The sequence below is a fragment of the Streptomyces subrutilus genome, from assembly GCF_008704535.1.
Classification (GTDB): Bacteria; Actinomycetota; Actinomycetes; order Streptomycetales; family Streptomycetaceae; genus Streptomyces; species Streptomyces subrutilus.
This window is the reverse complement of the sequence record NZ_CP023701.1, coordinates 1,327,990-1,349,519: the sequence shown is the minus strand read 5'-3', so window position 1 is coordinate 1,349,519 and position 21,530 is coordinate 1,327,990. Positions and strand designations below refer to the sequence as shown.

Here is a 21,530-nt window from a genome sequence, read left to right as displayed (position 1 = left end):
GACCGCCTTTCAGATGATGTCCCAGTACTCCCCGAGCAGGAACGGCATTCCGAAGGACACCGATTTCTTCGCGTTGGGGCGGTACCGGTCGCGGGGAAGAGTGCGGAAATCCATGCTGACCCGGCTGATGCCGGTGTCGTTGACGACGTTGCCGTGCCAGGAGTTGGCGCCGTCGAAGACGATGACCTCGCCGTACTCGGCGTGCACCGGCTCGTTCTCGATCCACACCGTGTTGTTGCCGTACGCCCTCGTCAGCGGCACCCAGTAGTTGACCTCGGAGGGGTCGTGGCCGAAGTCCCGGTCACGGTGCCAGTCGCCGACGGCGAGGGAGTTGCGCAGGTGCACCCGGAAGGTCGGCACCCGCTGGAGGTAGAGCCTCTCGGTCTCCTGACCCAGCAGCTCCTGCGCGAGCTTGCGGTAGACCGGAGCCACGACGTCGAAGCTGTCGTAGAAGCGCCGGTGGTAGGGCGTGCTCTGGTCGGTCTCCCGCGTGGCCGGCGCGTCGCTCGCCGCCAGGCCCTCCAGGTCGTCCACCGCCATGACCTCGCGGACCAGTTCGGCGACGGGGATCTTCGTGACGTCGTAGCGCAGCCGCGTGTAGTTCGCCATGTCCTCTCCTCACACCGTCATCCGGCCGCGCAGCCGCCTGCACCGCCGGTACCAGCCGTCCACCAGGGCGTCGATCGCCGGATCGCCCGACTCCCCGTCGCTCACCTCGTGCCCGCGGCCCGCGGCGCGCAGGGCCAGCCGCCGGGCCGCTATCCGGGCGGGGATCGCCGGAACGGCCAGGTCCTCCAGGTGGTTGCCCACCCGCTCCAGCGGGCCGAGGTCGAAGAACTCCCGTTGCCAGCGCAGCTCGTTGTGGCGCCAGTCCTTCAGGCCGTTGAAACCGCGGCCGGCGTTGTGGTGCATCACGTCCTGGAGGTCCTCGACCATCACCCGCTTGCCGGCGGCGCGCACCAGCGTGGCGAGGATGACGCCGAGCCCCTCGAAGCCGCGGTAGTGGCCCTGCGGGAAGCGGACGTTCTCGATCACCCAGCGGTTGACGCACAGGATGACGTCGTCGACGGCGTGCACCTCGAACCGGCCCGCGCCGTGGTCGTGCACCTTGTCGTAGTCGGCCACCCGGCCGCGCCGGGTGGACTTCTCGTTCCACCAGGCCAGCGAGACCGTGTCCGAGCCGCCGAGCGAGCCGAGCATGCCCACCGACTCGTCCTCGAAGACCGGGCCCGCGACATCGACCGGATTCTTCCGCAGTTCGACGTCGTCGTGGAGCATCACCAGCCCCGTGACGTCGGAGTTGGCGGCCGCCTGGTCGAAGATCGCGTTGTACGCCTCGAACATGGAGCGCTGGTGGCGCATGGTGAACAACGGGCTGCCCGGGGTGCGGACGCGCTCGATGCCCGGACGGCAGATACGGTCGAACAGATCGGTCGGGCCAACGCAGACCCCGTAGCCAATCACGTGGACAGCCTCCTGTCGCGGTCGGGATGAAGGGGTGCGGCGCCCCGCGGCGGCAAGGGGAAGGCCGCCGCGGGGCCGACGGGGCGCTCAGAACCGGTAGGTCTCCAGCGACCCGGTGCGCCGGACGTCGAGGGTGGCGCAGTGGAAACCGCCCCCGAGGGTCCGGGAATGGGTGAGCTGCAGCGGCAGCACGTCCATGCCGTGCTTCTCCAGCAGCTTGATCAGCCCGGTCTGGCGGCGGTCCACCACCGCGAGGTCGGGCCGTACGACCAGCAGGTTCATCCCGATCCACACCGAGCAGTGCGGGCGGTCGCCGGTGAAGCCGATGTCCACCAGGTCCGGGCAGGTGATGGTCTGCCAGGACCGCAGGAACTCCGGCATGTTGCCGTCGTTGACCCGCGACGGGTTGACGAGCACCAGGCCGGGCCGCAGCGGCACGATGGTGGAGTCGACGTGGGTGGAGGCGTACAGCTTGCGGCACGGGTGCACGGTGTAGGCGTCGCCGACCGCCGACTGGAGCCACTTGGCGCCGAGTTCGTTGCCGCTGTCGGAGACCAGGTACAGCAGGTCGGTGCCGAAGCGGAGCACGTTCGCCGCGTCGAAGACCGGCTCCTGCTCCAGGAGCCGCTCTCCCGCGGGCGCCGACGGATCGTACATGCCGTCGGTGAGCCGCGGCTTGGGCGCGGAGATCCAGCGGGTGCCGGAGGCGAAGTACTCCAGCAGGATGTCCTTGTACGCCAGCGACTCCAGGAACCGGGCGCGCAGGGCCATCGGGGTCTCGATGACCGTCTGCCCGACCGAGAGGAGGCCGTCGCGCGGGCAGTAGTCGTGGAAGCCGTCGGTCTGCCAGTCGGGGGTGGCGAGGGTCGCGGACTGGTCCCGCTCGCCGGGACGCCGGACCGTGACCCCCAGCCGGCCCAGCTCCTCGGCCAGGATCTGGAGCTCCTCCTCGGTCTCCTTCAGCACCCGGTCCGGATAGGGGCCGGAGGGGACCTGCTCCTGGTCGTCGTACTGGTCGGCGTACTCGACCGTGAACACACTGCGATCGGGCCGGGGAACGCGCGCCCCGACGGCCGTACCGACGATTATCTCCTCCAGCGGATCCCATTCGTTGTGCACGCTGACGAGACTCATGCCACTCCTCATTGGGTATCGGTGTGCGTTCGGGTATCGGTCCGGCCGCCGGGGGACGGGCACCGCCCGGCGCCGCGTTCAGCGGATCGGCAACGCCTCCGCGACGGCGATCTGGGACGGGGCCAGGACGGCGCTGCCGTCCTCGATGTCCCACAGGGAGTTCTGCAGCAGCCGGCCCATCGTCCAGCCGGCCGCCCGCGCGCGGTCCAGGCCCAGCGCCTCGGTCAGCAGGTCGAACCGCCGCCGCACCACCCGCAGGTCGTCGCCCGCCGCGGCGAGCTCCTCCCAGCCGCTGTCCAGCGCCGGCCACAGGTCGAAGCCCGGGTCCCCGGCCAGCGGCTCCGGGTCGATGGCGAGCCAGGGCTCGCGCTCGGCGGCGAGCACGTTGCCGTAGTGCAGGTCCCAGTGCAGCATCCGGTCCCCCGGTTCGCCCACCAGCTCCTCCACCGCCGAGGCCCAGGTGTGCAGGCGCCGCTGGTCGGCCGGGTCCACCAGGGCGGCCACCGCGCGCGGCGCCTCCTCCAGCATCTGCGCGGCGATGTCGCCGAGCCCGCGCAGGCCCTGCGGGGCGGGCACCGCGACGAGCCTGGCCAGCAGCCCGGCGAGGACGCCCATCGCGGTGTCGTCGTCCTCGACGGACTCCAGGGTGCGCGAGCCGTCCAGCCGCTCCAACAGCATGGTGGCCGTCACCGGATCGTGGTCGAGCAGGCGCACCGCGCCGTCACCGTTCCAGGTCCGCAGCCCGATCAGCGCGGCCGCGGTCTCCTCCCGGGGCATCTGGAACCGCAGCGCGGCGCGCGTGCCGTCCCGCCGTGCCACCGGCAGCACCAGCGAGGCCTCGCCGCAGCCGGCCGCGCCGTCCCGTTTCAGCTCCCAGCGGTCGAGGAATTCGGCGGCCAGTTTCGGCAGCGCGGCGATCCAGGCCGACTCGGCCTCGTCACCGTTCTTGGTGTACGACGCGACCAGCGCGTCCGGGACGTCGACGGTTTCCGACGTGCTCATAGGAAGAATGTCCTTCAGGGGGATCGATGGTGCAGCGCGGATGTGCGCTCGTGGGCCGACGCCCGGGGCCGGAGCCGAAGTCGGGGCGGGGCCGCTGCGCACGCTACTCCGGAATCCGGATGCGGGCTTCCCCGCGCCTCGCCACCGGGGAAAACGTACTCATGTCGGCCGCTTCACCCCAAGGCCCGTTCATCGCGGGCCGGGACCTCCTCGTCCTCCGCCTGTTCGAGCTGCTCGGCCACCTGCTGCCAGATCTCGGCGCAGCCGCGCGCCAGTTCGGCGATCGCGCCGACCCGGTGCGGGGGGACGTTGCCGAGGAGCCGGTGCCAGTCCGCGCTGCGCACCGCCACGACGTTGAGCCACCGCAGCAGCGCGCGCCCGTCCTCGGTCAGGCGGACGGACGGGTCGCGGCTGAGGTGGTGCAGCATCAGCGCGCGCGACGGCCGGCCCGCTTCGGCGTCGTCGGCGCGGCGCGCTCTCGCCTGTCCGGCTCCCGCTTCCGACTCGGCCCGGGGGCGGGCCCGTTCGGGCAGGGGGCCTTCGCCGCGGCGCAGCCGTTTGCGGACGTCGGAGGCGGTACCGAGGGACACGCCGGCCTGGGCCGCGATCTGGCGCAGCGGCGCCGAGGGGTTCTCCTCCATCAGCCGGCCGGCCAGCCGCCTGCCCTCGGTGGGGTCCAGGGGGCGGGCCCGACCGTCCCGGCCGATGCGGATGTTCGACTGGGGAAGTCCCTCGGTTGAACAGGAGCGCAGCGTCCCCACGGTCTTGGCCGACAGACCGGTCGACAGCCCGATGGCCCGGTCGGACCAGAGCGGATGGCTGCGCAGGATGCGCCCCGCGGCGGCCTTGCGGTCGTCGAGGGAGAGCGGCAGGCCGTGCGCGATGTTGGACTTCACGGCGAGGACGAAGGCGTCCTTCTCCTCGCCCTCGAAGTAGCGTACGTCGATCTCCGTGGCACCGCGGAGCGCGGCGGCCCGCAGCCGGTGCATGCCGTCGATCACCCGCATGGTCGAGGACATCACCACGATGGGGGGAAGCGGTGCGGCGGACTCGGCCAGCGCCCGTACGTGTTCCATGTCCTCGCCCGCGCTGCGCGGGGAATCGGAAGGGCACAGGGAATCAATGGGTACCCTGACCATGGCCGATAATGCGGGTGTAATTTCGTCGGCTTCCTCCGAATAATGGTCCGGCTGGTCGCGTACGTGGGCGGGGTTGTTCCTCAACATAGGCTTCATTACGCCCCTCCGATGGAAATGAATGCCGCAGGACGGCATACCGAAGCGCCCCCGTTACTTTTCCCCGGCATATGCTTAGCAGTTGCCGGGTCGTTAGTAAAGCAAGGTAAAGCGACTGGTAAACGCCCCTGTGGGGAACGGACACGCCCGGCCCGGAGTCGCCCCCGGCGGCCCGACCGACGCGGTTGCCCGCACGGGAGGGGGCTCCGGGTATGTGACGGGACCTCTCTACGGCGGAATCCAGCCAGCACGACCACCCCCGACGGCGTGCAGACGTACGCACTTCCTACGCGCCCGGATGACGCCGGGACAGGTATGCGCCAGGGGTCGTATCTTTCTCGCCAGACCAACCACGGAGGACACGATGAAAGCCCTCGTACTCGCCGGCGGCTCGGGAACCCGGCTCCGCCCCATCACCCACACCTCGGCGAAGCAATTGGTCCCGGTCGCCAACAAGCCCGTGCTCTTCTACGGACTGGAGGCGATAGCGGCGGCCGGGATAAAGGACGTGGGCATCGTCGTCGGCGACAACGCGCGCGAGATATCGGACGCCGTCGGGGACGGGTCGAAATTCGGTCTCGACATCACCTACATCCCCCAGTCGGCGCCGCTGGGCCTGGCCCACGCCGTCCTCGTCTCCCGCGACTACCTGGGCGACGACGACTTCACGATGTACCTGGGGGACAACTTCGTCGTCGGCGGGATCGAGGGGCCGATCGAGGCGTTCCGCGCCCACCGCCCGGACGCGCACCTGCTGCTGACCCACGTCTCCGACCCGCGCGGCTTCGGCGTCGCCGAACTCGACGCGTCGGGACGCGTGCGCGGGCTGGAGGAGAAGCCGGCACACCCGAAGAGCGACCTCGCGCTCGTGGGCGTCTACCTCTTCTCCCCGGCCATCCACGAGGCCGTCCGGGCCGTCACGCCGTCCTGGCGGGGCGAGTTGGAGATCACGCACGCCGTGCAGTGGCTGATCGACGAGGGCCGCGACGTCCGCTCCAGCCGGATCACCGGCTACTGGAAGGACACCGGCAACGTCACCGACATGCTGGAGGTCAACCGGCTGGTGCTGGAGGCCGTCGAACCGCGCTGCGACGGCGTCGTGGAGAACAGCGAGATCATCGGCCGGGTCCGGATCGAGGAGGGCGCCGTCGTGCGCAACGCGCGCGTCGTGGGGCCCGTGGTCATCGGCGCCGGCACGGTCGTCGCCGACTCCTACGTGGGCCCCTTCACCTCGATCGCCGAGGAGTGCCTCGTCGAGGACAGCGAGCTGGAGTTCTCCATCGTGCTGCGCGGCGCCTCCATCAGCGGCGTGCGGCGCATCGAGGCCTCGCTCATCGGACGGCACGTCCAGGTCACCCCGGCGCCGCCGGTGCCGCACGCGCACCGGCTCGTCCTGGGGGACCACAGCCGGGCCCAGATCTCCTCGTAGCCCGCGCGGCCGCCGCGGCGGCCGCGCGGGCGGCCGGCTCAGCCCGCGGGGAGGTAGCGGGTGAGCCTGTCCCACATGGCGCGGTCGTCCGCGTCGCCCCGGTGGGGCGCCGAGAAGCGCGCCGCGTACTCGGCGATCTCCGCGAGGGTCCAGCGCAGCGCGTAGAACCGCAGGAACGGCTCCCGGCCTCCCGGTCGCGCACCGAACGCCCGGATCAGCGCGGACCAGTCGCGCTCCGGCGGGGCCCACATCGCGCCGCCCCAGTCCAGGATCTCCGCGCCCGCGCCGAACAGCACGTTGTCCGGGCTCAGGTCCCCGTGCGTCAGCACGGGACGCTCGGTCCGCCACAGGTCCGCGCACCGGTCGGCCACGTCGGCCGCCTCCCGGCGCAGGGCGGCCAGGTGGTCCGACCGTACGGAGACCAGCTCCGCCAGCCGCCGGCCGTACGGACCCCGCTCGGCGGCCGCCCCGTCCAGCGCGGCCTGCAGCGCCTTCTCCAGGTCGGTCTCGAAGGGGAACCGGAAGTCCTCCACCGGCACCTGGGCGCCGAGCTCGGCGGGGGAGGAGAAGCCGTGTATCCGGCGCAACCGGTCGCACAGCAGGTCGAGTTGGGCGGCCGTCGGGTGCACGGATGCGACGAGCGCGCGTTCGGCGTAGGCGAAGACGACCACCGGCAGCCCCGCGACCGTGTGCACGACCCGGCCGTCGCGCCCGGCCAGGGGCGCGAGGACGAAGTCCATCCCGCTCTCGCGCAGCCGCACGGCCGCTTCGTAGGCGCCGGGGAAGTGCCCGTCGAGGTCGCGGCGCACGCTGATCCACAGAGGTCCGCAGCGGTAGGACCAGCTGTCCTCGCCGAGCGGGAAGAATTCCGGCTCGGACGCTTCCGCGCCGCCGGGAAGACGGTCCGGGAACTGGTCCGAGACGAGCCGGAGCAGGCTCCGGCGTTCCACGAGCGTGTTCTCCATGAGCATGCCCGAGGCTAACACCGGCCCCGACCGCCGCGGATGTCCGTCGATGCGTTCAACTCCCTTGCCTGGTTAGGGTGTTGTGATGGACATCGACAGCGACGGACGTCTCGCGCACCGCCTGGTGGACCTGGCCGACGGCATTGCGCTCCGCCACTTCCGCAACGGCCCCCGCTCGCACCGGAAAGCGGACGGAAGCCCGGTCAGCGAGGCGGACCTCGCCGTGGAACGGGCGATGCTGGAGGTACTGGCGGCCGAACGGCCCGGGGACGCGGTCCTGAGCGAGGAGTGCGGCGCGGCCCCGGCGGCCGGCGGGGACGCGCAGCCCGCGCGCCGCTGGATCCTCGACCCGATCGACGGCACCATCCCCTTCCTGGCCGGTGAGCGCGCCTGGGGCACGCACGTGGCGCTGGAGGTCGACGGCGCACTGCGGACCGTCGTCCTCAGCAGGCCCACCGAGGGCCGCCGGTGGTGGGCCCGGTCCGGGGCCGGGGCCTACGCGTCCACCTCGGCGCAGCCGCTCTCCACCGACCGCCGGCTGCGGATGCGGCAGGAGGCGGTCGCGCTCCGCTCCGCCCGGCTCGGCGGCTTCCTCTTCCCCGACTCGCCGGCCACCCGCGTCCCGGCCGGCACGACCTGGGTCGACGCCCCGGTCTGCCTCATCGCCGACCTGCTGGAGGGCCGGGTGGACGCGGCCGTCGACGAGGGCGGGCACGTGTGGGACCGGGCGCCGGCCGCCCTGCTGGTCCGGGAGGCCGGCGGCCACGTCGACGACCTGTCGGGCGGCCGGCGGCTCGACGCGCCGTGGCTGGTGTACGCACGGCGCGGTCTGGCCGCGGAACTCACCGACCGGCTCCGCACCCAGGTCCTCTGACGCCCGGCCGGGCCCACCGGACCCCGGGCCCGGCCCCGGACAGCGGTCCGCGTGCCGACTCAGCGCGCCGGGCCGCCGCCCAGCACCGCGCGCCGGAAGGTGTCCGCGGCCTCCCTGACCTCGATCGACGACGAGCCCGCGTGCACCCCGAACCCGGCCCCCAGGTAGCTGTCGGACACCCCCGTCGCCAGCGCCAGCGAGCGCCCCAGGACGCTGTCCGTGCGCGGCAGCGACCCCGGCTCGTAGCAGTGGGCCGGCGGCAGGGCGCCCGGCGCCCTGAACGGCACGACCGAGCGGTCCCCCCGCCCGAACGCGGTCAGCGCCGGCAGGCTCCCGTAGTAGTGCGTCGGCGACTCCAGCAGCGGCTTCACCTTGAGGTGGTCGGCGGTCCGCCGGGCGTGCCCCGCGTCCTCGAAGACGTACACGGCGAAGCTGGCGCACTCGCCCGCCGCGTCGTGGAGCGTCCTGCGCCGCACCCCGGGCAGCTCCCCGATCCGCTCGACCAGCTCCCGCTTCACCGCCCTGACCCGCTCCAGCACCCGGTCGAGCTTCCCGAGCTGCGCCAGCGCCACCGCCGCGTGCAGTTCGCCCAGCCCCAGGTTCATGCCGAGCAGCCGGTGCCCCTCCCCGTGGTCCATCCGGTACGGGAACCAGCCCTGGTCGTGGAAGGAGTACGCCCGCTGGAAGACCCGCGGATCACCGGTCAGCACGAACCCGCCCTGCAGGGCGGTGATCACCTTGAAGTGGTTGAGGGAGAACGCCCCGGCGGCGCCGATCGTCCCCAGCGCGCGCCCCGCGTGGCTGCCGCCCGCGGCCTGCGCGCAGTCCTCGACCAGGTGCAGCCCGTACTCGTCGGCCAGGGCGCGCAGCGCGGTCATGTCCGCGGGCGCGCCCAGCATGTGCACCGGCATGATCGCCTTCGTGCGCGGGGTGATCCTCGCCCGGACGTCCGCCGGATCGAGGGTCAGCGACTCGTCGATCTCGGCGAGGACCGCGTCGGCCCCGCAGTGCAGGACGGACGCGATCGAGGCCACGAACATGTAGCCGGGCACGATCACCTCGTCGCCGGGCCCGATGCCGAGGCCGACCAGCGCCGCGAGCAGCGCCGAGGTGCCGCTGTTGACCCCGAGGCAGTGCGCGGCGCCGAACCGGTCGGCCGCGGCCTGCTCGAAGCGGCGCACCCACACCCCCTCCTCGGGCGCGTCGAAGGTCTCGCGGCCGGAGCTCCAGTGGTCGAGCACGGCGAGCACGTTCTCCCGCTCCTCCTCGCCGACGAAGCGGTATCCGGGTCCTGGCACGGTTCCTCCCTGGGTGTGGTGGGCGTCAGCGGGACTCGGCGGCGAGGGCCGCGGCGAGCCGGCGCGACAGGGCGATGGTCGTGAGCGACGGGTTCGCGGCGCCGAGCCGCGGGAAGACCGCCGGCCCCGCCGCGTACAGGCCGGGAAGGCCGACGAACTCGTGCCGCGAGGTCAGCACCCGGCCCAACGGCAGGCTGCCGCCCTCGTGGTCCTCGGTGCCGAGCAGGCTGGTCCACGTCTCCGGACGGCCCACCGGCTGGCGCCGCGTACGCCCCGGCAGGACCCGGGTGTTGTCCCGGTCCGCGTCCCCGAACGCGGTGAACTCCAGCGGCCGCGCCAGCACGCCGACCTCGGGGGCGGCCGCCCGCCAGAAGTCCCGCAGCACCTCCCGCTGCGCGGCGACCAGCCGCCGGTCCTCCGGCCGCAGCCCGCTGCGCACCCGCGCCGGCCAGGGGAAGTCGGCCGCGGGCCGGCACTCCACGACGCTCCGCTCGTCCGGGAGCTGCTCCCCGGTGATCCGTACGTCCAGCAGGCAGGATCCGGGGCCGTCCGGGGTCACGTCCATCCGCAGGTACGACCGCGTCGCGGGGCTCGTCGGCACGTAGTAGGAGCCGGGCGGCGGGCCGCCGGCCGGCAGCCGGACCACGAAGCCCTGCACGATGTGGTCGGCGAGGCCGCCGAGCCGCGGTTCGCGCAGCACGCCCGCCACCGTCAGGGCCTGCACGGCCAGCCGGGTGCTCTCCACCGTGCCCGCGCACAGGACCACGGTGTCGGCGGCGATCGTCTCCGTCCCCCCGGCCCCGTCGCGGACCACGACGCCCCGCGCCCGTCCGTCCCGCACGTCCACGGCCAGCACGTCGGTGCCGCAGCGCACACCGATCCCCGCCGGCGGCGCCACGCGCCCGTCCGCGCCGCGCCAGCCCTCCAACGGGGTGTACGCCTCCCAGCGGTCCGTGCCGGGCACCGCCCGGCACGCGCGGGGCAGCGGCCGGAAGGACTGCCCGCCGAACCGGCGCGCCCCCGCCCCGCCGTCCTCCCCGGCCGGGCCGCCGCTCCACTCCAGGAGGTCCGCGGTGACCCGGTCGTACAGGGAGGGACCGCCCCGGTGGCCCGTGGTCAGGTCCGCCACCACGTCGGCCGGCCACCACGGTTCGCGCAGCGCCCAGTCCTCCAGCGGCAGGATCACCCCGTGCCAGTACAGGGACCGGCCGCCGAGCCGGCGGCGCAGGCCCGAGATGCCGGTGTAGTGCGGCTGCGTCCGCGAGGACCACGGACGGTGGAAGTGGGGATCGCCCTCGGGGGCGAACACCATTTCCGAGGCCCTTTCCCGGCTGTACGCCCGGTGGATGTGGTCCAGGTCCTCGCCCGGGCCCGCCTCCAGGACCATGATGTCCCCGACCCCGTGCCCCGCCAGAGCCGAGGCGAATTCCAGTCCGGCGAGACCGCCGCCCACGACGAGCACCCGGGCGCGCCCGACGGATCCGTGTTTCGCTCCTGGATTACCGGACATCTCTGACTCCCCTTGCCGGATGGGTTTTCCCTGTTCCCGCCGTCCCCGCCATTGGCCGTGAAGAGGCGGCCCGATATCCCGGTGGCCGGCCCAGCGCAGCGTACCCACCCGTTCGACTGCGCGCGTTCCTCAGTCGAACGGGCTCCGCAAGGGCCCCGGTCCGCCGGGCACGGGCCCCGCGCACTGTGGCGTACGCCGCACCGGGGCGCGTAAATTCCGCTCTCATTCGTCGCTTCCTGGAAAGGCGAGGGCAACCATGGGAACTTCACTGGCGATCTCCGGCGGGCCTCGGCTGACCGACCGTGAGTGGCCGCGCTGGCCACAGCCGGGAGACCGGGCATTGAAAAGCCTCGAAGACGTGTTGACAAGCGGGCGTTGGACGATCAGTTGCGCCTATCAGGGACGGCAATCCTACGAGCGGCAATTCGCCGAGGCATTCGCCGACTACTGCCGTTCCGCGATCTGCGTGCCGACGGCGACCGGCACCGCCGCCCTGGCCATCGCGCTCGAAGCCTGCGGGGTCGGCGCCTCCGACGAGGTGATCGTCCCCGGGCTGAGCTGGGTGGCCTCCGCGTCCGCCGTGCTCGGCATCAACGCCGTGCCCGTCCTCGTCGACGTCGACCCCGCCACCTACTGCCTGGACCCCGCCGCGGTGGAGGCCGCGATCACCGACCGGACCCGGGCCATCACCCTGGTCCACGCCTACTCGGCCGTCGCCGACCTCGACTCGCTGCTGGACATCGCCCAGCGGCACGCGCTGCCCCTGATCGAGGACTGCGCCCACGCCCACGGCGCCCGGTACGGGGACTGGCCGGTCGGCGCGTTCGGCGCGGCCGGAGTCTTCAGCATGCAGGGCAGCAAACTGCTGACCTGCGGCGAGGGCGGGGCCGTGGTCACGGACGACCCGGAGATCGCCGCTCGCGCCGAGCACCTGCGGGCGGACGGGCGGATCCTGCGGCGCGACGAGGTGGGCGTCGGCGAGATGGAACTGCAGGAGACCGGGCGGCTCATGGGCAGCAACGCCTGCCTGTCCGAGTTCCACGCCGCGGTCCTGCTGGACCAGCTCGGGCTGCTGGACGGGCAGAACGCCCGCCGGGTACGGGCCGCCGAGCACCTGGACGACCGGCTCGGCGAGCTCGGGCTGACCGTCCAGGACACCTCGCCCGGAACCACCGACCGCGCCTACTACCGGTACGCGGTACGGCTGCCGGACGAGCTGCTCGCGGTGGCCCCCGTCGGGCGCATCGCGCAGGCGCTGACGGCCGAGCTGGGCTTCGCGGTGATGCAGACGCACCGGCCGCTCAACGACAACCCGCTCAACCGGCCCAGCTCGCGCCGCCGCTTCGCCACCGGCCCCGACTACCTGGCGCGGGTGGACCCCTCCCGCTTCGACCTGCCCGTGGCCAAGAGCATCCACGAGAGCGTCGTCAGCTTCGGCCACGAGGTCCTCCTGGCCCCCCTCGACGCCGTCAACGACATAGCGCTGGCGTTCCGCAAGGTCCTCGACAACATCCACGAGATCACCGACTGAGCCCCGCGGCCCTCACGAGGTGGTCGGCAGCGCCTCGCCCAGGACGGCCGGCCCGAGCCGGCGGGCGAGCACCCCGGGCGCGGACACGTGCAGCGTGCGCATCCCGAGCGCGGCCCCCGCCCGCAGGACGGTGACGCGGTCGTCGACGAGCAGGGTCTCGGCGGCCGTCGCCCGGCATCTTCGCAGCGCCTCGGCGAAGAACGACCCGGACGGCTTGACCCGGCGCACCCGCCAGGACGAGCACACCGCGTCGAACAGCGCGAAATGGCCGAACGCCGCGTCCTTGAGCCGGTCCCAGTGCTCGGCCTCGTTGTTGGTCAGCACCACCGTCAGGCCGGGCCGCTCCCGGCGCAGTTCGCGCAGGGCTCCGAAGCTGTCCTCGTACGCCCGCACGCTGTCCGCGTAGGCCCGGTCCAGCCAGCGCCGGTCGGCCGGTCCGGCGCAGGGCCGGCCGCGGCCGGCCGCGACGACCCGCTCGAAGACCCGGTGCACGTGCGTGCCGCCGTCCTCGTACGCGGGCGCCGCCTCCTCGACGAGCCGGGCCAGCTCCGCCCGGTCCACGCCGTAGCGGTCGGCCACCCGGACGAGGAAGTCCGTCTCCTCGTTGATGTTGTTGTAGAGCACGCCGCCGGCGTCCACGAAAAGCGTCCGTATCACCGCGAGGTCCCTCCTCGGTTCCGTCGTCACGTCATGTCCCCGGGCCGGCGGGGGCGACCGCGCCGCGGCCGCCCCCGCCCCGTCCCCGGCTCAGCCGTCCAGCAGCGGGGCGTAGCAGCCGCCGTCCCGGTGCGCGCACGCGACGAGCATCCGGTACGGCTCCCAGGTGCGGAACGCCTCGCGGCCGGGCTTGGCCAGCTCCCGCTCCAACCCCCACGCCTCCAGCTGGATGCTGTGCCCGAGCAGCAGGTCCACGTCCGTCCGGGTGCGCAGGAAGGGCCGGGCCAGCTCCCGCACGGCCTCCTGCAGCCGACGCCGCCCCGCCGCGTCCGGGCCGGTCGGCGCGGTGTCCTGGTCCGGGGGTGCGTAGGCCAGTTTCACCAGTTCGTTGAGGTCCAGGTGGACGGGGGCCAGGACGGCGAACTCGAAGTCGAGCAGCGACACCACCGAGGCGCCGTCCCACAAGGCGTTGACCGGGGAGAGGTCGCCGTGGTTGAGGACGGCCCGGGCCGCGGGCAGCGCCGTCCAGTGCCGGTCGAGCGCCCGCAGCAGCCGGTGCAGCTCGCCGTCGGTGAGCACCCCCGCGGCGTGCAGGCGCCGCAGCGACTGGGCCGACTCGCCCGGGGACACGGCGTAGAAGGGGTTGCGCGGCCGCGCCAGGGGAGCGGCCGCGGCCGGGTCGGCCCGGTGCACCGCCCGGGCCCGTGCCCACAGCTGCCGGGTCGCCCCGATCCGCCGGTCCCAGTCCAGGCCGTCCCAGGCCTCGTCGAGCGGGACCGCGGGGATGCGCGCGGTCGCCACCCACTGGAGGCCGTGCGAGGTGCCGGTCTCCAGGACGCGGGGGTAGCCGACCTCGGGCGGCAGCACGGCGGCCAGCCGGGTCTCCCGCTCCAGGTCCCCGGAGCCCTCGGTGCCCGCGACCCGTACCGCGAGGGCGCCGCCCAGCCAGGTGGCGTTCGTCCAGCCGGCCGCCCGCCGCGCCCGCGCGAAGTCCTCGCCGTGGCGCCGGAAGACCTCGCAGGCCACCGCCTCGGCCGCACCGGCGGCTCCGGGGGGCGTCACTACGCGGCCATCAGGCGCAGCGAGACGACCAGGCGCAGCGGGTCCGGTCCGCCCGGCAGCCGGAACAGCGGCGGCACCTCGTGCCACATGCGCGGGCCGAGCAGCCGTGCGTCGCCGTCGTGGTCGTACATCGGCTCCAGATAGCCCTCGCGCAGGATGCGCATGGAGCCGACCGAGTCGTAGCACAGCGGGAACTGGAGGTTGAAGCGGTTGAGGTCGGTGTCCTGCTCCGCGCCGTGCGGGCCGATGTAGTCGCCCTCCCGGTAGGCGAGCAGGAAGACCCGCTCGTAGCGCAGTTCGCGGCCGGTGATCCGGTTGACGGTGGGCAGCAGGTCGGCGGCCATCCGCTCGGCCCAGCCCAGCAGCCCGAACTCGCGGAAGACGGAGGTGACCCGTTCGGTGTGCTCCGGCGAGTCGGACTTCGCGTCGATGCGCAGCAGCCGGAACCCGTAGCCGAGGGTGCCCTGCTCGTCGGTGTGCTCCTGCGCGTCCAGCACCGGTTCGGTGCGCAGCAGTTCGTAGGCGGAGCGGGCCGCGGTGCGCAGCTCGGAGACGTCGGCGACCTGCGGCAACTGGGCGCAGCGGTGGGCCGCGTAGTGCGCGCGCAGGTGCTCCACGTCGATGCCGGTGGTGCGGAACCTGTCGATCGATGCCATGAGCCGGGCGGAACTCTGGGCGGAACTGACGACCACGGAACCCCTCCTTCACGGTGAGACGAACGATGAACCGGACGTCCTGGGGGACGCCCTGCGGTCGTGCGGATTTGCGGTCGTGCGGATCTGCGGTCGTGCGGCGCCCGGGCGTGCCGACGCCCGGGCGCTCTCAGGCGGTGCCGAGCACGACGAGGCGCCGGCTGCCGACCGTGAACGTGCCGCCGCGCTCGTCCATGACGCGCGCCCCGGAGAATCCGGCGGTGCGGAACCACTCCAGGATCTCCGGTGCGTTGAACATGCGGACGCTGTACCGGGCCCGCTCGACCTTCTCGTCCCGGATGGTGATCTTCTCCGCGTAGTAGCGGCTGGCCACCGCGTCCAGCTCCTGGATGTCGATGGCCATGTCCGCCCCGCGCCGCAGGACGTCCACATGCATCTCGTGGTTGGCCAGCACGCTCGGAATGTGCCGGTACGGAGAATGCATGTCGAGCAGGAACCGGCCGCCGGGACGCAGTGCGCGGCGATAGCGGCGGAGAATGTCGCGGTCGGTTTCGTCGTCGAAGTAGCCGAAGGAACTGTACCAGGACACGGCTCCGTCGAATTCGGCGTCGAAGGACATCTCGCGCAGGTCGACGTGGTGGTATTCGACGTCGACACCCATCTCGCGTGCTTCGTCGGCCGCCATGGAGAGGAAGCGCTCGTCCCGGTCGATGCCGGTCACCGTATAGCCCCTGGAGGCCAGCACATTGGCGTGCCGACCGTGTCCGCACGGTGCGTCGAGGAGGGTCGTACCGGGCTCGAAACCGCCGAGCCTGACCATGTCCGACGCTTCTTTCGCGCTCAGTTCCGGAGTCAGGTCCGGAAGGTCGAAATGATCGTAGTCGTCGCCGAAAAGGCTGTCCCAATCCACATGTGGCTGCCTTGGATTCATATATCCAGGCTAGGACCGGAACGGCCTTTCCCGCAACGATCTCAATTCCCGTGCCAGGCCCGCCACAAGGCCGCGTACGCGCCGTCGGCCGCCAGCAGTTCGTGGTGGCTGCCGAGTTCGCTCACCCGGCCGTTCTCGACCACCGCGATGCGGTCCGCGTCCTGGGCCGTGTGCAGCCGGTGCGCGATCGCGATGACGCTCCGGTCGCTCAGCACGGCCGCCATCGCCCGCTCCGCCTGCCGGGCCGTCGCCGGGTCGAGCAGCGCGGTCGCCTCGTCGAGCACCAGGGTGTGCGGGTCGGTCAGCACCAGCCGGGCCAGCGCGACCTGTTGGGCCTGCGCGGCCGTCAGCTCAAATCCGGCGGAGCCCACCTGCGTGTCCAGGCCCTGCGGCAGCTCCGCCGCCCACCGCTCGGCGCCCACGGTCTTCAGCGCGCGCCCGATCTCCTCCTCGGCGGCCGGGCGGGCGAGCGTCAGGTTCTCCCGCAGCGTCCCCCGGAAGACGTGGTGCTCCTGGGTCACCAGGGCGATCCGGCCGCGCAGTTCCTCGGTGCTCAGGTCCAGCAGGGGCACCCCGCCGAGCTCCACCGCCCCGGACCCCGGCTCGTAGATGCCGGCCAGCAGCTTGCCGAGCGTGGACTTCCCGGAACCGGAGGGGCCCACGACGGCGAGGCGTTCGCCGGGGGCGAGGTGGAGGTCGACCCCGCGCAGGATGTCCCGACCGGGCAGGTAGGAGTAGGACAGGGAGCGCGCGACGAGGTCCTTGCCGCTTGGGGTGGCCCCGGTGGGCCGCCGGTCCGCGGGGAGCTTGCTCACGCCCAGCACCCGGGCGAGCGACGCGGAGCCGATCTGGAGCTCGTCCATCCAGCTCAGCACGTCGTCCAGCGGGAAGATCAGCTGCCGGACGTAGAGGGTGGCGGTCACCACCTGGCCGAGGGTGGCCAGGCCGCCCGTGTGCAGCAGACCGCCGACCGCCAGCGTGGCGACCACGGGCACCACGTAGCTGAACTCCACCAGCAGGTACCAGGAGCTGCGCAGCCACATGGTGTACCGCTCGGCCTCGTACGCCTCGCCGAGGTCGCCGTCCAGCATGCGGCGGCGCGCCGAGTGCAGCCCGAGCGCCTCCACGGTGCGGGCCCCGGGCACGGTCTCGGCGAGGTTGTCGCCGAGCGCGACGTAGCTCGCCCCGCGCCTGCGGTAGCTGTCGCCGGACCTGCGCAGGTACCAGCGGGTGCCCGCCCACAGCAGCGGGATGACCACCAGGCTGGGCAGCGCGGTGAGCGGGTCGACCAGCAACAGCGCGGCGAAGGTGAACAGGCAGGTAAGCACCGCGATCAGGGTCTCGGGCACGGCGTAGCGCACCGTGTTGGTCAGGGCGTCGGTGTCGCGCGAGGCCCGGGTGATGAGGTCGCCGGGCTCGGCGTCCTCCACCGTGGACAGCGGCAGGACGACCACGCGGTCGACGAAGTCCTCCCGGACCTCGGCGGTGACCTTCTCCCCGAACCGGCAGGAGCGCTGGACCGCCCAGTACGTCAGCACGGCCTGCGCGACGAGGGACAGCAGCAGGGCCAGGCCGAGCCGGCCGACCGCGTCGGCGGTGGTGCCGCGGACCACCTCGTCGATGAGCCGGCCGATCAGCCACGGCCCGAGGAGTCCGCAGATCGCGGCCAGGCCGTGCAGCGCGAGCATCCAGGCGAGGTCCCCGCGGTGGCGGCGGGCCAGCGCCCGGGCGTGGGCGCGGACCTCCGCCGTCCCGGCGACCGGCAGCGGGGCCCTGCTCATTCGGTGCTCCGTCCGGAGGCGAGGGGGGTGGACGCACGGCCGGCCGGCCGCGGGGAGGGCGGGGCGTCGGACGGGTCGGGCGACGGGTCGGGCGACGGGCCGGGGACCGGCACTTCGGGGCCGTCGGCGCCGGTCTCGCGCTGGATGACCAGCCGGTACTCCTCGTCGGCGGCCAGCAGCGCGCGGTGCGAGCCGGAGGCGGTCACCCGGCCGCGCGGCAGGAAGGCCACCGCGTCCGCCCGGTCGAGGAGCAGCGGGCTGGAGCTGATGAGCACGGTGGTCCGACCGGCGCGCGCGGCCCGCAGTCGCTGCCCTATCCGGTCCTCGGTGTGCGCGTCCACCGCGGAGGTGGGGTCCACCACGATCAGGACGTCCGGGTCGGCGAGCAGGGCCCGGGCGAGGACGAGCCGCTGCCGCTGGCCGCCGGAGAAGCGCCGCCCGTCGCCGGTGATCTCGGTGTCCAGGCCGTCCGGCAGCGCCTCGACCACGTCCTCGGCGGCGGCCGCGCGCAGCGCGTCGCCGATCGCGGCGTCGTCGGAGCGGTGGTGCGGGTCCAGGCTGGCGCGCAGCGGCCCCTTGAACAGCCGGGAGCGGTTGTCGACCACCAGGATGCGCCGCCGCACCTCCCGCGCCGGCAGCCCGGTCAGCGGCAGCCCGTCGCAGCTGACGGGCGCGTCGGTGTAGCCGCCGAGGCGGTCGGCGAGGCGTACGCCCTGCGCGGCGGGTGCGACGACGACGAGGAGGGCTCCGGCCGGCACCGCCAGCCCGGAGCGCTCGTCGACCAGGGCCGGCGCGGGGTCCGGGCGGACCGGGCCGGCCGGCGGCGCATCCCCGGTTTCCGACGCCGACGCCGAGGGCCATGCCGACGCCGACGCCGACGTCGAATCCGGCTGCGGCTGCTGCCGTGACTCGGGCCGCAGGGCCAGGACGGCCACCACGCGCCGCGCGGCCACGTGGGCGCGGGCGAACCGGTCGGCGGTCTCGGTGAAGATGCCCAGCGGTTCGACGAGGAACGCGGCGTAGGCGTAGAAGGCCACCAGTTCGCCGGGGGTGACCGACCCCGAGAGGGCTGCCCGCGCGCCGATCCACGTGACGGTGGCGACGAGCAGTCCGGGCAGCAGCACCTGGGCGGAGCGGATCAGGGCCTCCGCCCCGGCGACCCGGGACCCGGCGTGCCGGACCCGCTGGGAGCGCTCGCGGTAGGAGCGGGCGAAGGAGGTCTCGCCGCCGACGCCCCGCAGCACCCGCAGCCCGGCGACCACGTCGGTGAGGCGCGAGGTCAGCTCGCCCTGGAGGTCGCGGTAGGCGCCCTGGCGGCGGTGGAGCGGACGCAGCGTGTAGCCCATCAGCAGGATGATCGCGGGCAGCGCCACCAGCAGCATCAGGGCCAGAGAGGCGGACTGGTCGAGCAGCACCACGGCCACCAGGGCCACGGAGAACACGGCGCCGACGGTGCGTCCGACGATGTCGAAGGCGTTGCCGATCGTGTTCATGTCCGAGGTGCCGATGCTGACCATCTCGCCGTCGTCCACCCGGCGTTCGAGGGAGGCGCCGAGGTGGTGGGCGTGCCCGACGACGAGCTGGACGGTGCGGAAGCCGGCCGACAGCGCGTTGTACAGGTTGAGCCGCCTGCGGACCGTGCCCGAGACCGCCTGCACCACCCCGAGCCCGAGGAGGACGGCCGACCAGGTCAGCACCGCGTCCATGTCGCCGGGCACCAGGCCCTCGTCGATGGCCTCGCGGATGACCACCGGCATCATCGCCTGGGATCCGAGCCAGAGCAGCCCGCAGAAGGAAGCGGCGCTCAGCGGCCGGGCGATGCGGCCCGCGAGCCACAACAGATAGCGGGTGGCGGACCGGATATCCGGATTTCCTGGCTCTGCGACGGGCAGCGGGCGCATTGCGCGAGGATAGCGAGCCGGTCGGGTCCGGCGTCAACTCTCCCCGTGAACAGGCGTGAACAGGGCCGCCGTCGTGTTCAAGTGCGGACGATAAGCAGTCGAAAGGCCGTCCGGCAACGGCAGCCGGGCAGGTGGTGCGGGCTGTTGCCGGAATTCGGCCCGCGGTCGTAGCCTCGCTTTTCCGTGCCGAGACGACTCACCTCAGGGAATCGCCATGCTGGTTCACGAAACCCCGCTGGAAGGCGCCGCGCTGCTGGAGCTGGAGCCGGCCGAGGACGGGCGGGGATTCTTCGCCCGCTCGTTCTGCCGGGCGGAATTCGAGGCGGCCGGGCTCGAACCGGCAATCGAGCAGTGCAATCTGTCCTTCAACCACCGCAAGGGCACCCTGCGCGGATTCCACTACCAGCTCGCGCCGAACGCGGAGGCCAAGACCATCCGCTGCACCCGCGGGGCCGTGTACGACGTCATCGTCGACCTGCGGCCGGATTCCCCGACCTACCTCGCGCATTTCGGTGCGGCGCTCACCGCCGAGAACCGGCTGGCCATGCACGTGCCCCGCAACTTCGGGCACGCCTACCTCACCCTGACCGACGACGCGGAGACCCTCTACCAGGTGTCCGCCGCCTACACCGCGGGCGCCGAACGGGGTCTGCGCTGGGACGATCCGGTGCTCGGCGTGCAGTGGCCGGCCCCGGTGCGCCTGGTCTCGCCCAAGGACGCCGGCTGGCCCCTGCTGGCCCCCGGGGCCCGCCTGCCGCACGCCGCCGACGTCCCGCTGAGCCCGCGGTGATCCTCGTCGACAGCGCGCTGCGCCGGCGCGAGGAGCAGGGCCGCCCGATCCGCGTCGCGCTGGTCGGTGCCGGCTTCATGGGGCGCGGGCTGGCCCGGCACCTCGTCCGCTCGGTGCCGGGGATGCGGCTGGCCGCGGTCGCCAACCGCACCCTCGCCGGCGCCGAGCGCGCCTGCGCCGAGGCGGGCGTCCGGCCGGTCCGCGCGGCGACGGCGGAGCGCATCGAGGCGGAGATGGCCGCCGGCCACACGGTGGTGACCGAGGACGCGTTCGCCCTCCTCGCCGCCGAGGGCATCGACTGCCTGGTCGACGCCACCGGCGCGGTGGAGTTCGGCGCGCGCGTCACCGTCGCCGCCATCGGCCGCGGACTGCCCGTGGTGACCATGAACGCCGAACTCGACGGTACGGTGGGCCCGCTGCTCGCCCACCGGGCGCGCGAGGCCGGGGTGGTGCTCACCGCCGCCGACGGCGACCAGCCCGCGGTCCAGGGCAACCTGCTGCGCTTCGTGCGCAGCCTCGGCGTGACGCCCCTGGTGGCGGGCAACGTCAAGGGCCTCCAGGACGAGTACCGCACGCCGACGACGCAGCGGGACTTCGCCGCGCGCTGGGGCCAGAACGTGCACATGGTCACCAGCTTCGCCGACGGCACGAAGGTCTCCTTCGAGCAGGCCGTCGTCGCCAACGCATTCGGCCTCACGGTCGCCCGGCGCGGCATGTACGGACGGGCCCACACCGGGCACGTGGACGAGCTGACCGCGCACTACGACCCCGACCGGCTCCGCGAGCTCGGCGGCATCGTGGACTACGTGGTCGGCGCGAAGCCCGGGCCCGGCGTGTACGTGCTCGGCACCCACGAGGACCCGCGCCAGCGGCACTACCTGGAGCTGTACAAGCTGGGCAAGGGACCGCTGTACAGCTTCTACACCCCCTACCACCTGTGCCACTTCGAAGTGCCCCACTCCATCGCGCGCGCCGTCGACTTCGGCGACGCGGCCCTGACCCCGCCCGCCGGGCCCCGGGTGGACGTGGTCGCCACCGCCAAGCGCGCCCTGCCGGCCGGCGCGGTGCTCGACGGCATCGGCGGCTACGACACCTACGGCGTGGCCGAGGCGCACGGGACGGTGCGGGAGCAGGACCTGCTGCCGATGGGCGTGGCCGAGGGCTGCGTCCTGCGCCGGGCCGTGCCCCGGGACGCCGTGCTCGCGTACGGGGACGTGACCCTGCCGCCGGGCCGGCTGGTCGACGTGCTCCGGGCGGAGCAGGACAAGCTGTACGGACCCGGCCCCGCCCGCTGACACCCGCGGGCGCGGGGG

General features: G+C 73.3%; 19 protein-coding genes. 5 read left to right on the top strand and 14 right to left on the bottom strand.

The genetic code is table 11. The annotated features are described in order from the left end of the window. Positions 1 to 9 precede the first annotated feature (9 nt). From CP968_RS05785 to CP968_RS05765, 5 genes are all read right to left on the bottom strand, one after another. Positions 10 to 609: a streptomycin biosynthesis protein StrG gene (locus CP968_RS05785; RefSeq protein WP_150516964.1), complete on the bottom strand. Its 600-nt coding sequence runs from the start codon at positions 607 to 609 to the stop codon at positions 10 to 12. A gap of 9 nt (positions 610 to 618) precedes the next feature. Next, entirely contained in the window at positions 619 to 1,464 is an 846-nt protein-coding gene (locus CP968_RS05780; RefSeq protein WP_150516963.1) for a glycosyltransferase, read from the bottom strand. A gap of 87 nt (positions 1,465 to 1,551) precedes the next feature. Next, entirely contained in the window at positions 1,552 to 2,598 is a 1,047-nt protein-coding gene (locus CP968_RS05775) for an inosamine-phosphate amidinotransferase 1 (RefSeq protein WP_150516962.1), read from the bottom strand. A gap of 78 nt (positions 2,599 to 2,676) precedes the next feature. Next, complete coding sequence (locus tag CP968_RS05770) at positions 2,677 to 3,600, bottom strand: aminoglycoside phosphotransferase family protein (protein ID WP_150516961.1); 924 nt, start codon at positions 3,598 to 3,600, stop codon at positions 2,677 to 2,679. A gap of 173 nt (positions 3,601 to 3,773) precedes the next feature. Beyond that, the gene (locus CP968_RS05765; RefSeq protein WP_150516960.1) at positions 3,774 to 4,835 is read right to left on the bottom strand and encodes a ParB/RepB/Spo0J family partition protein; all 1,062 of its coding nucleotides are present in this window, start codon (positions 4,833 to 4,835) and stop codon (positions 3,774 to 3,776) included. Positions 4,836 to 5,199: 364 nt separating this feature from the next. Between CP968_RS05765 and CP968_RS05760 the strand changes: the two genes are divergently transcribed. Further along, positions 5,200 to 6,264, top strand: a complete 1,065-nt coding sequence (locus CP968_RS05760; RefSeq protein ID WP_150516959.1) for a glucose-1-phosphate thymidylyltransferase — start codon at positions 5,200 to 5,202, stop codon at positions 6,262 to 6,264. A gap of 38 nt (positions 6,265 to 6,302) precedes the next feature. Here the strand turns inward: CP968_RS05760 and CP968_RS05755 are convergent, their stop codons facing one another. Next, positions 6,303 to 7,229 (bottom strand): phosphotransferase, encoded by a 927-nt coding sequence (locus tag CP968_RS05755; protein WP_244330568.1) that lies wholly within the window; start codon positions 7,227 to 7,229, stop codon positions 6,303 to 6,305. A gap of 85 nt (positions 7,230 to 7,314) precedes the next feature. On the opposite strand from CP968_RS05755, the gene CP968_RS05750 reads away from it, so the two are divergent. Then, positions 7,315 to 8,103, top strand: coding sequence for an inositol monophosphatase family protein (locus tag CP968_RS05750; RefSeq protein ID WP_229886224.1), 789 nt, complete (start codon positions 7,315 to 7,317; stop codon positions 8,101 to 8,103). 59 nt (positions 8,104 to 8,162) lie between these two features. On the opposite strand, the gene CP968_RS05745 is transcribed toward CP968_RS05750, so the two are convergent. Beyond that, positions 8,163 to 9,401 carry a DegT/DnrJ/EryC1/StrS aminotransferase family protein gene (locus tag CP968_RS05745; RefSeq protein WP_150516956.1) on the bottom strand — a complete coding sequence of 413 codons (1,239 nt, stop codon included), beginning with the start codon at positions 9,399 to 9,401 and terminating at the stop codon, positions 8,163 to 8,165. 25 nt (positions 9,402 to 9,426) lie between these two features. After that, on the bottom strand, positions 9,427 to 10,911 hold the full coding sequence (locus CP968_RS05740) for a GMC oxidoreductase (RefSeq protein ID WP_150516955.1): 1,485 nt from the start codon (positions 10,909 to 10,911) through the stop codon (positions 9,427 to 9,429). A gap of 256 nt (positions 10,912 to 11,167) precedes the next feature. Here CP968_RS05740 and CP968_RS05735 point away from each other — a divergent pair, with 256 nt between their 5' ends. Further along, positions 11,168 to 12,442, top strand: a complete 1,275-nt coding sequence (locus CP968_RS05735; protein WP_150516954.1) for a DegT/DnrJ/EryC1/StrS aminotransferase family protein — start codon at positions 11,168 to 11,170, stop codon at positions 12,440 to 12,442. A gap of 12 nt (positions 12,443 to 12,454) precedes the next feature. Here the strand turns inward: CP968_RS05735 and CP968_RS05730 are convergent, their stop codons facing one another. From CP968_RS05730 to CP968_RS05705, 6 genes are all read right to left on the bottom strand, one after another. After that, a complete protein-coding gene (locus CP968_RS05730) occupies positions 12,455 to 13,099 on the bottom strand; it encodes an HAD family hydrolase (RefSeq protein WP_150516953.1) in 645 nt (214 codons plus the stop codon). 90 nt (positions 13,100 to 13,189) lie between these two features. Beyond that, a complete protein-coding gene (locus tag CP968_RS05725; RefSeq protein WP_150516952.1) occupies positions 13,190 to 14,161 on the bottom strand; it encodes a phosphotransferase family protein in 972 nt (323 codons plus the stop codon). Continuing rightward, the gene (locus CP968_RS05720) at positions 14,161 to 14,853 is read right to left on the bottom strand and encodes a StsF protein (protein ID WP_229886222.1); all 693 of its coding nucleotides are present in this window, start codon (positions 14,851 to 14,853) and stop codon (positions 14,161 to 14,163) included. Before CP968_RS05720 ends, CP968_RS05725 begins: the two co-directional genes overlap by 1 nt. A gap of 130 nt (positions 14,854 to 14,983) precedes the next feature. Continuing rightward, positions 14,984 to 15,745 carry an SAM-dependent methyltransferase gene (locus CP968_RS05715; RefSeq protein ID WP_150516951.1) on the bottom strand — a complete coding sequence of 254 codons (762 nt, stop codon included), beginning with the start codon at positions 15,743 to 15,745 and terminating at the stop codon, positions 14,984 to 14,986. A 41-nt stretch (positions 15,746 to 15,786) separates the two neighbouring features. Beyond that, positions 15,787 to 17,526: an ABC transporter ATP-binding protein gene (locus CP968_RS05710; protein ID WP_150516950.1), complete on the bottom strand. Its 1,740-nt coding sequence runs from the start codon at positions 17,524 to 17,526 to the stop codon at positions 15,787 to 15,789. Next, positions 17,523 to 19,427: an ABC transporter ATP-binding protein gene (locus CP968_RS05705; protein ID WP_150516949.1), complete on the bottom strand. Its 1,905-nt coding sequence runs from the start codon at positions 19,425 to 19,427 to the stop codon at positions 17,523 to 17,525. The genes CP968_RS05710 and CP968_RS05705 overlap by 4 nt, the downstream gene beginning before the upstream one ends. A gap of 214 nt (positions 19,428 to 19,641) precedes the next feature. Here CP968_RS05705 and CP968_RS05700 point away from each other — a divergent pair, with 214 nt between their 5' ends. Both CP968_RS05700 and CP968_RS05695 read left to right on the top strand, forming a co-directional pair. Then, on the top strand, positions 19,642 to 20,217 hold the full coding sequence (locus tag CP968_RS05700; RefSeq protein WP_150516948.1) for a dTDP-4-dehydrorhamnose 3,5-epimerase family protein: 576 nt from the start codon (positions 19,642 to 19,644) through the stop codon (positions 20,215 to 20,217). Beyond that, positions 20,214 to 21,512, top strand: a complete 1,299-nt coding sequence (locus CP968_RS05695; RefSeq protein ID WP_150516947.1) for an NAD(P)H-dependent oxidoreductase — start codon at positions 20,214 to 20,216, stop codon at positions 21,510 to 21,512. Before CP968_RS05700 ends, CP968_RS05695 begins: the two co-directional genes overlap by 4 nt. Positions 21,513 to 21,530: the final 18 nt, after the last annotated feature.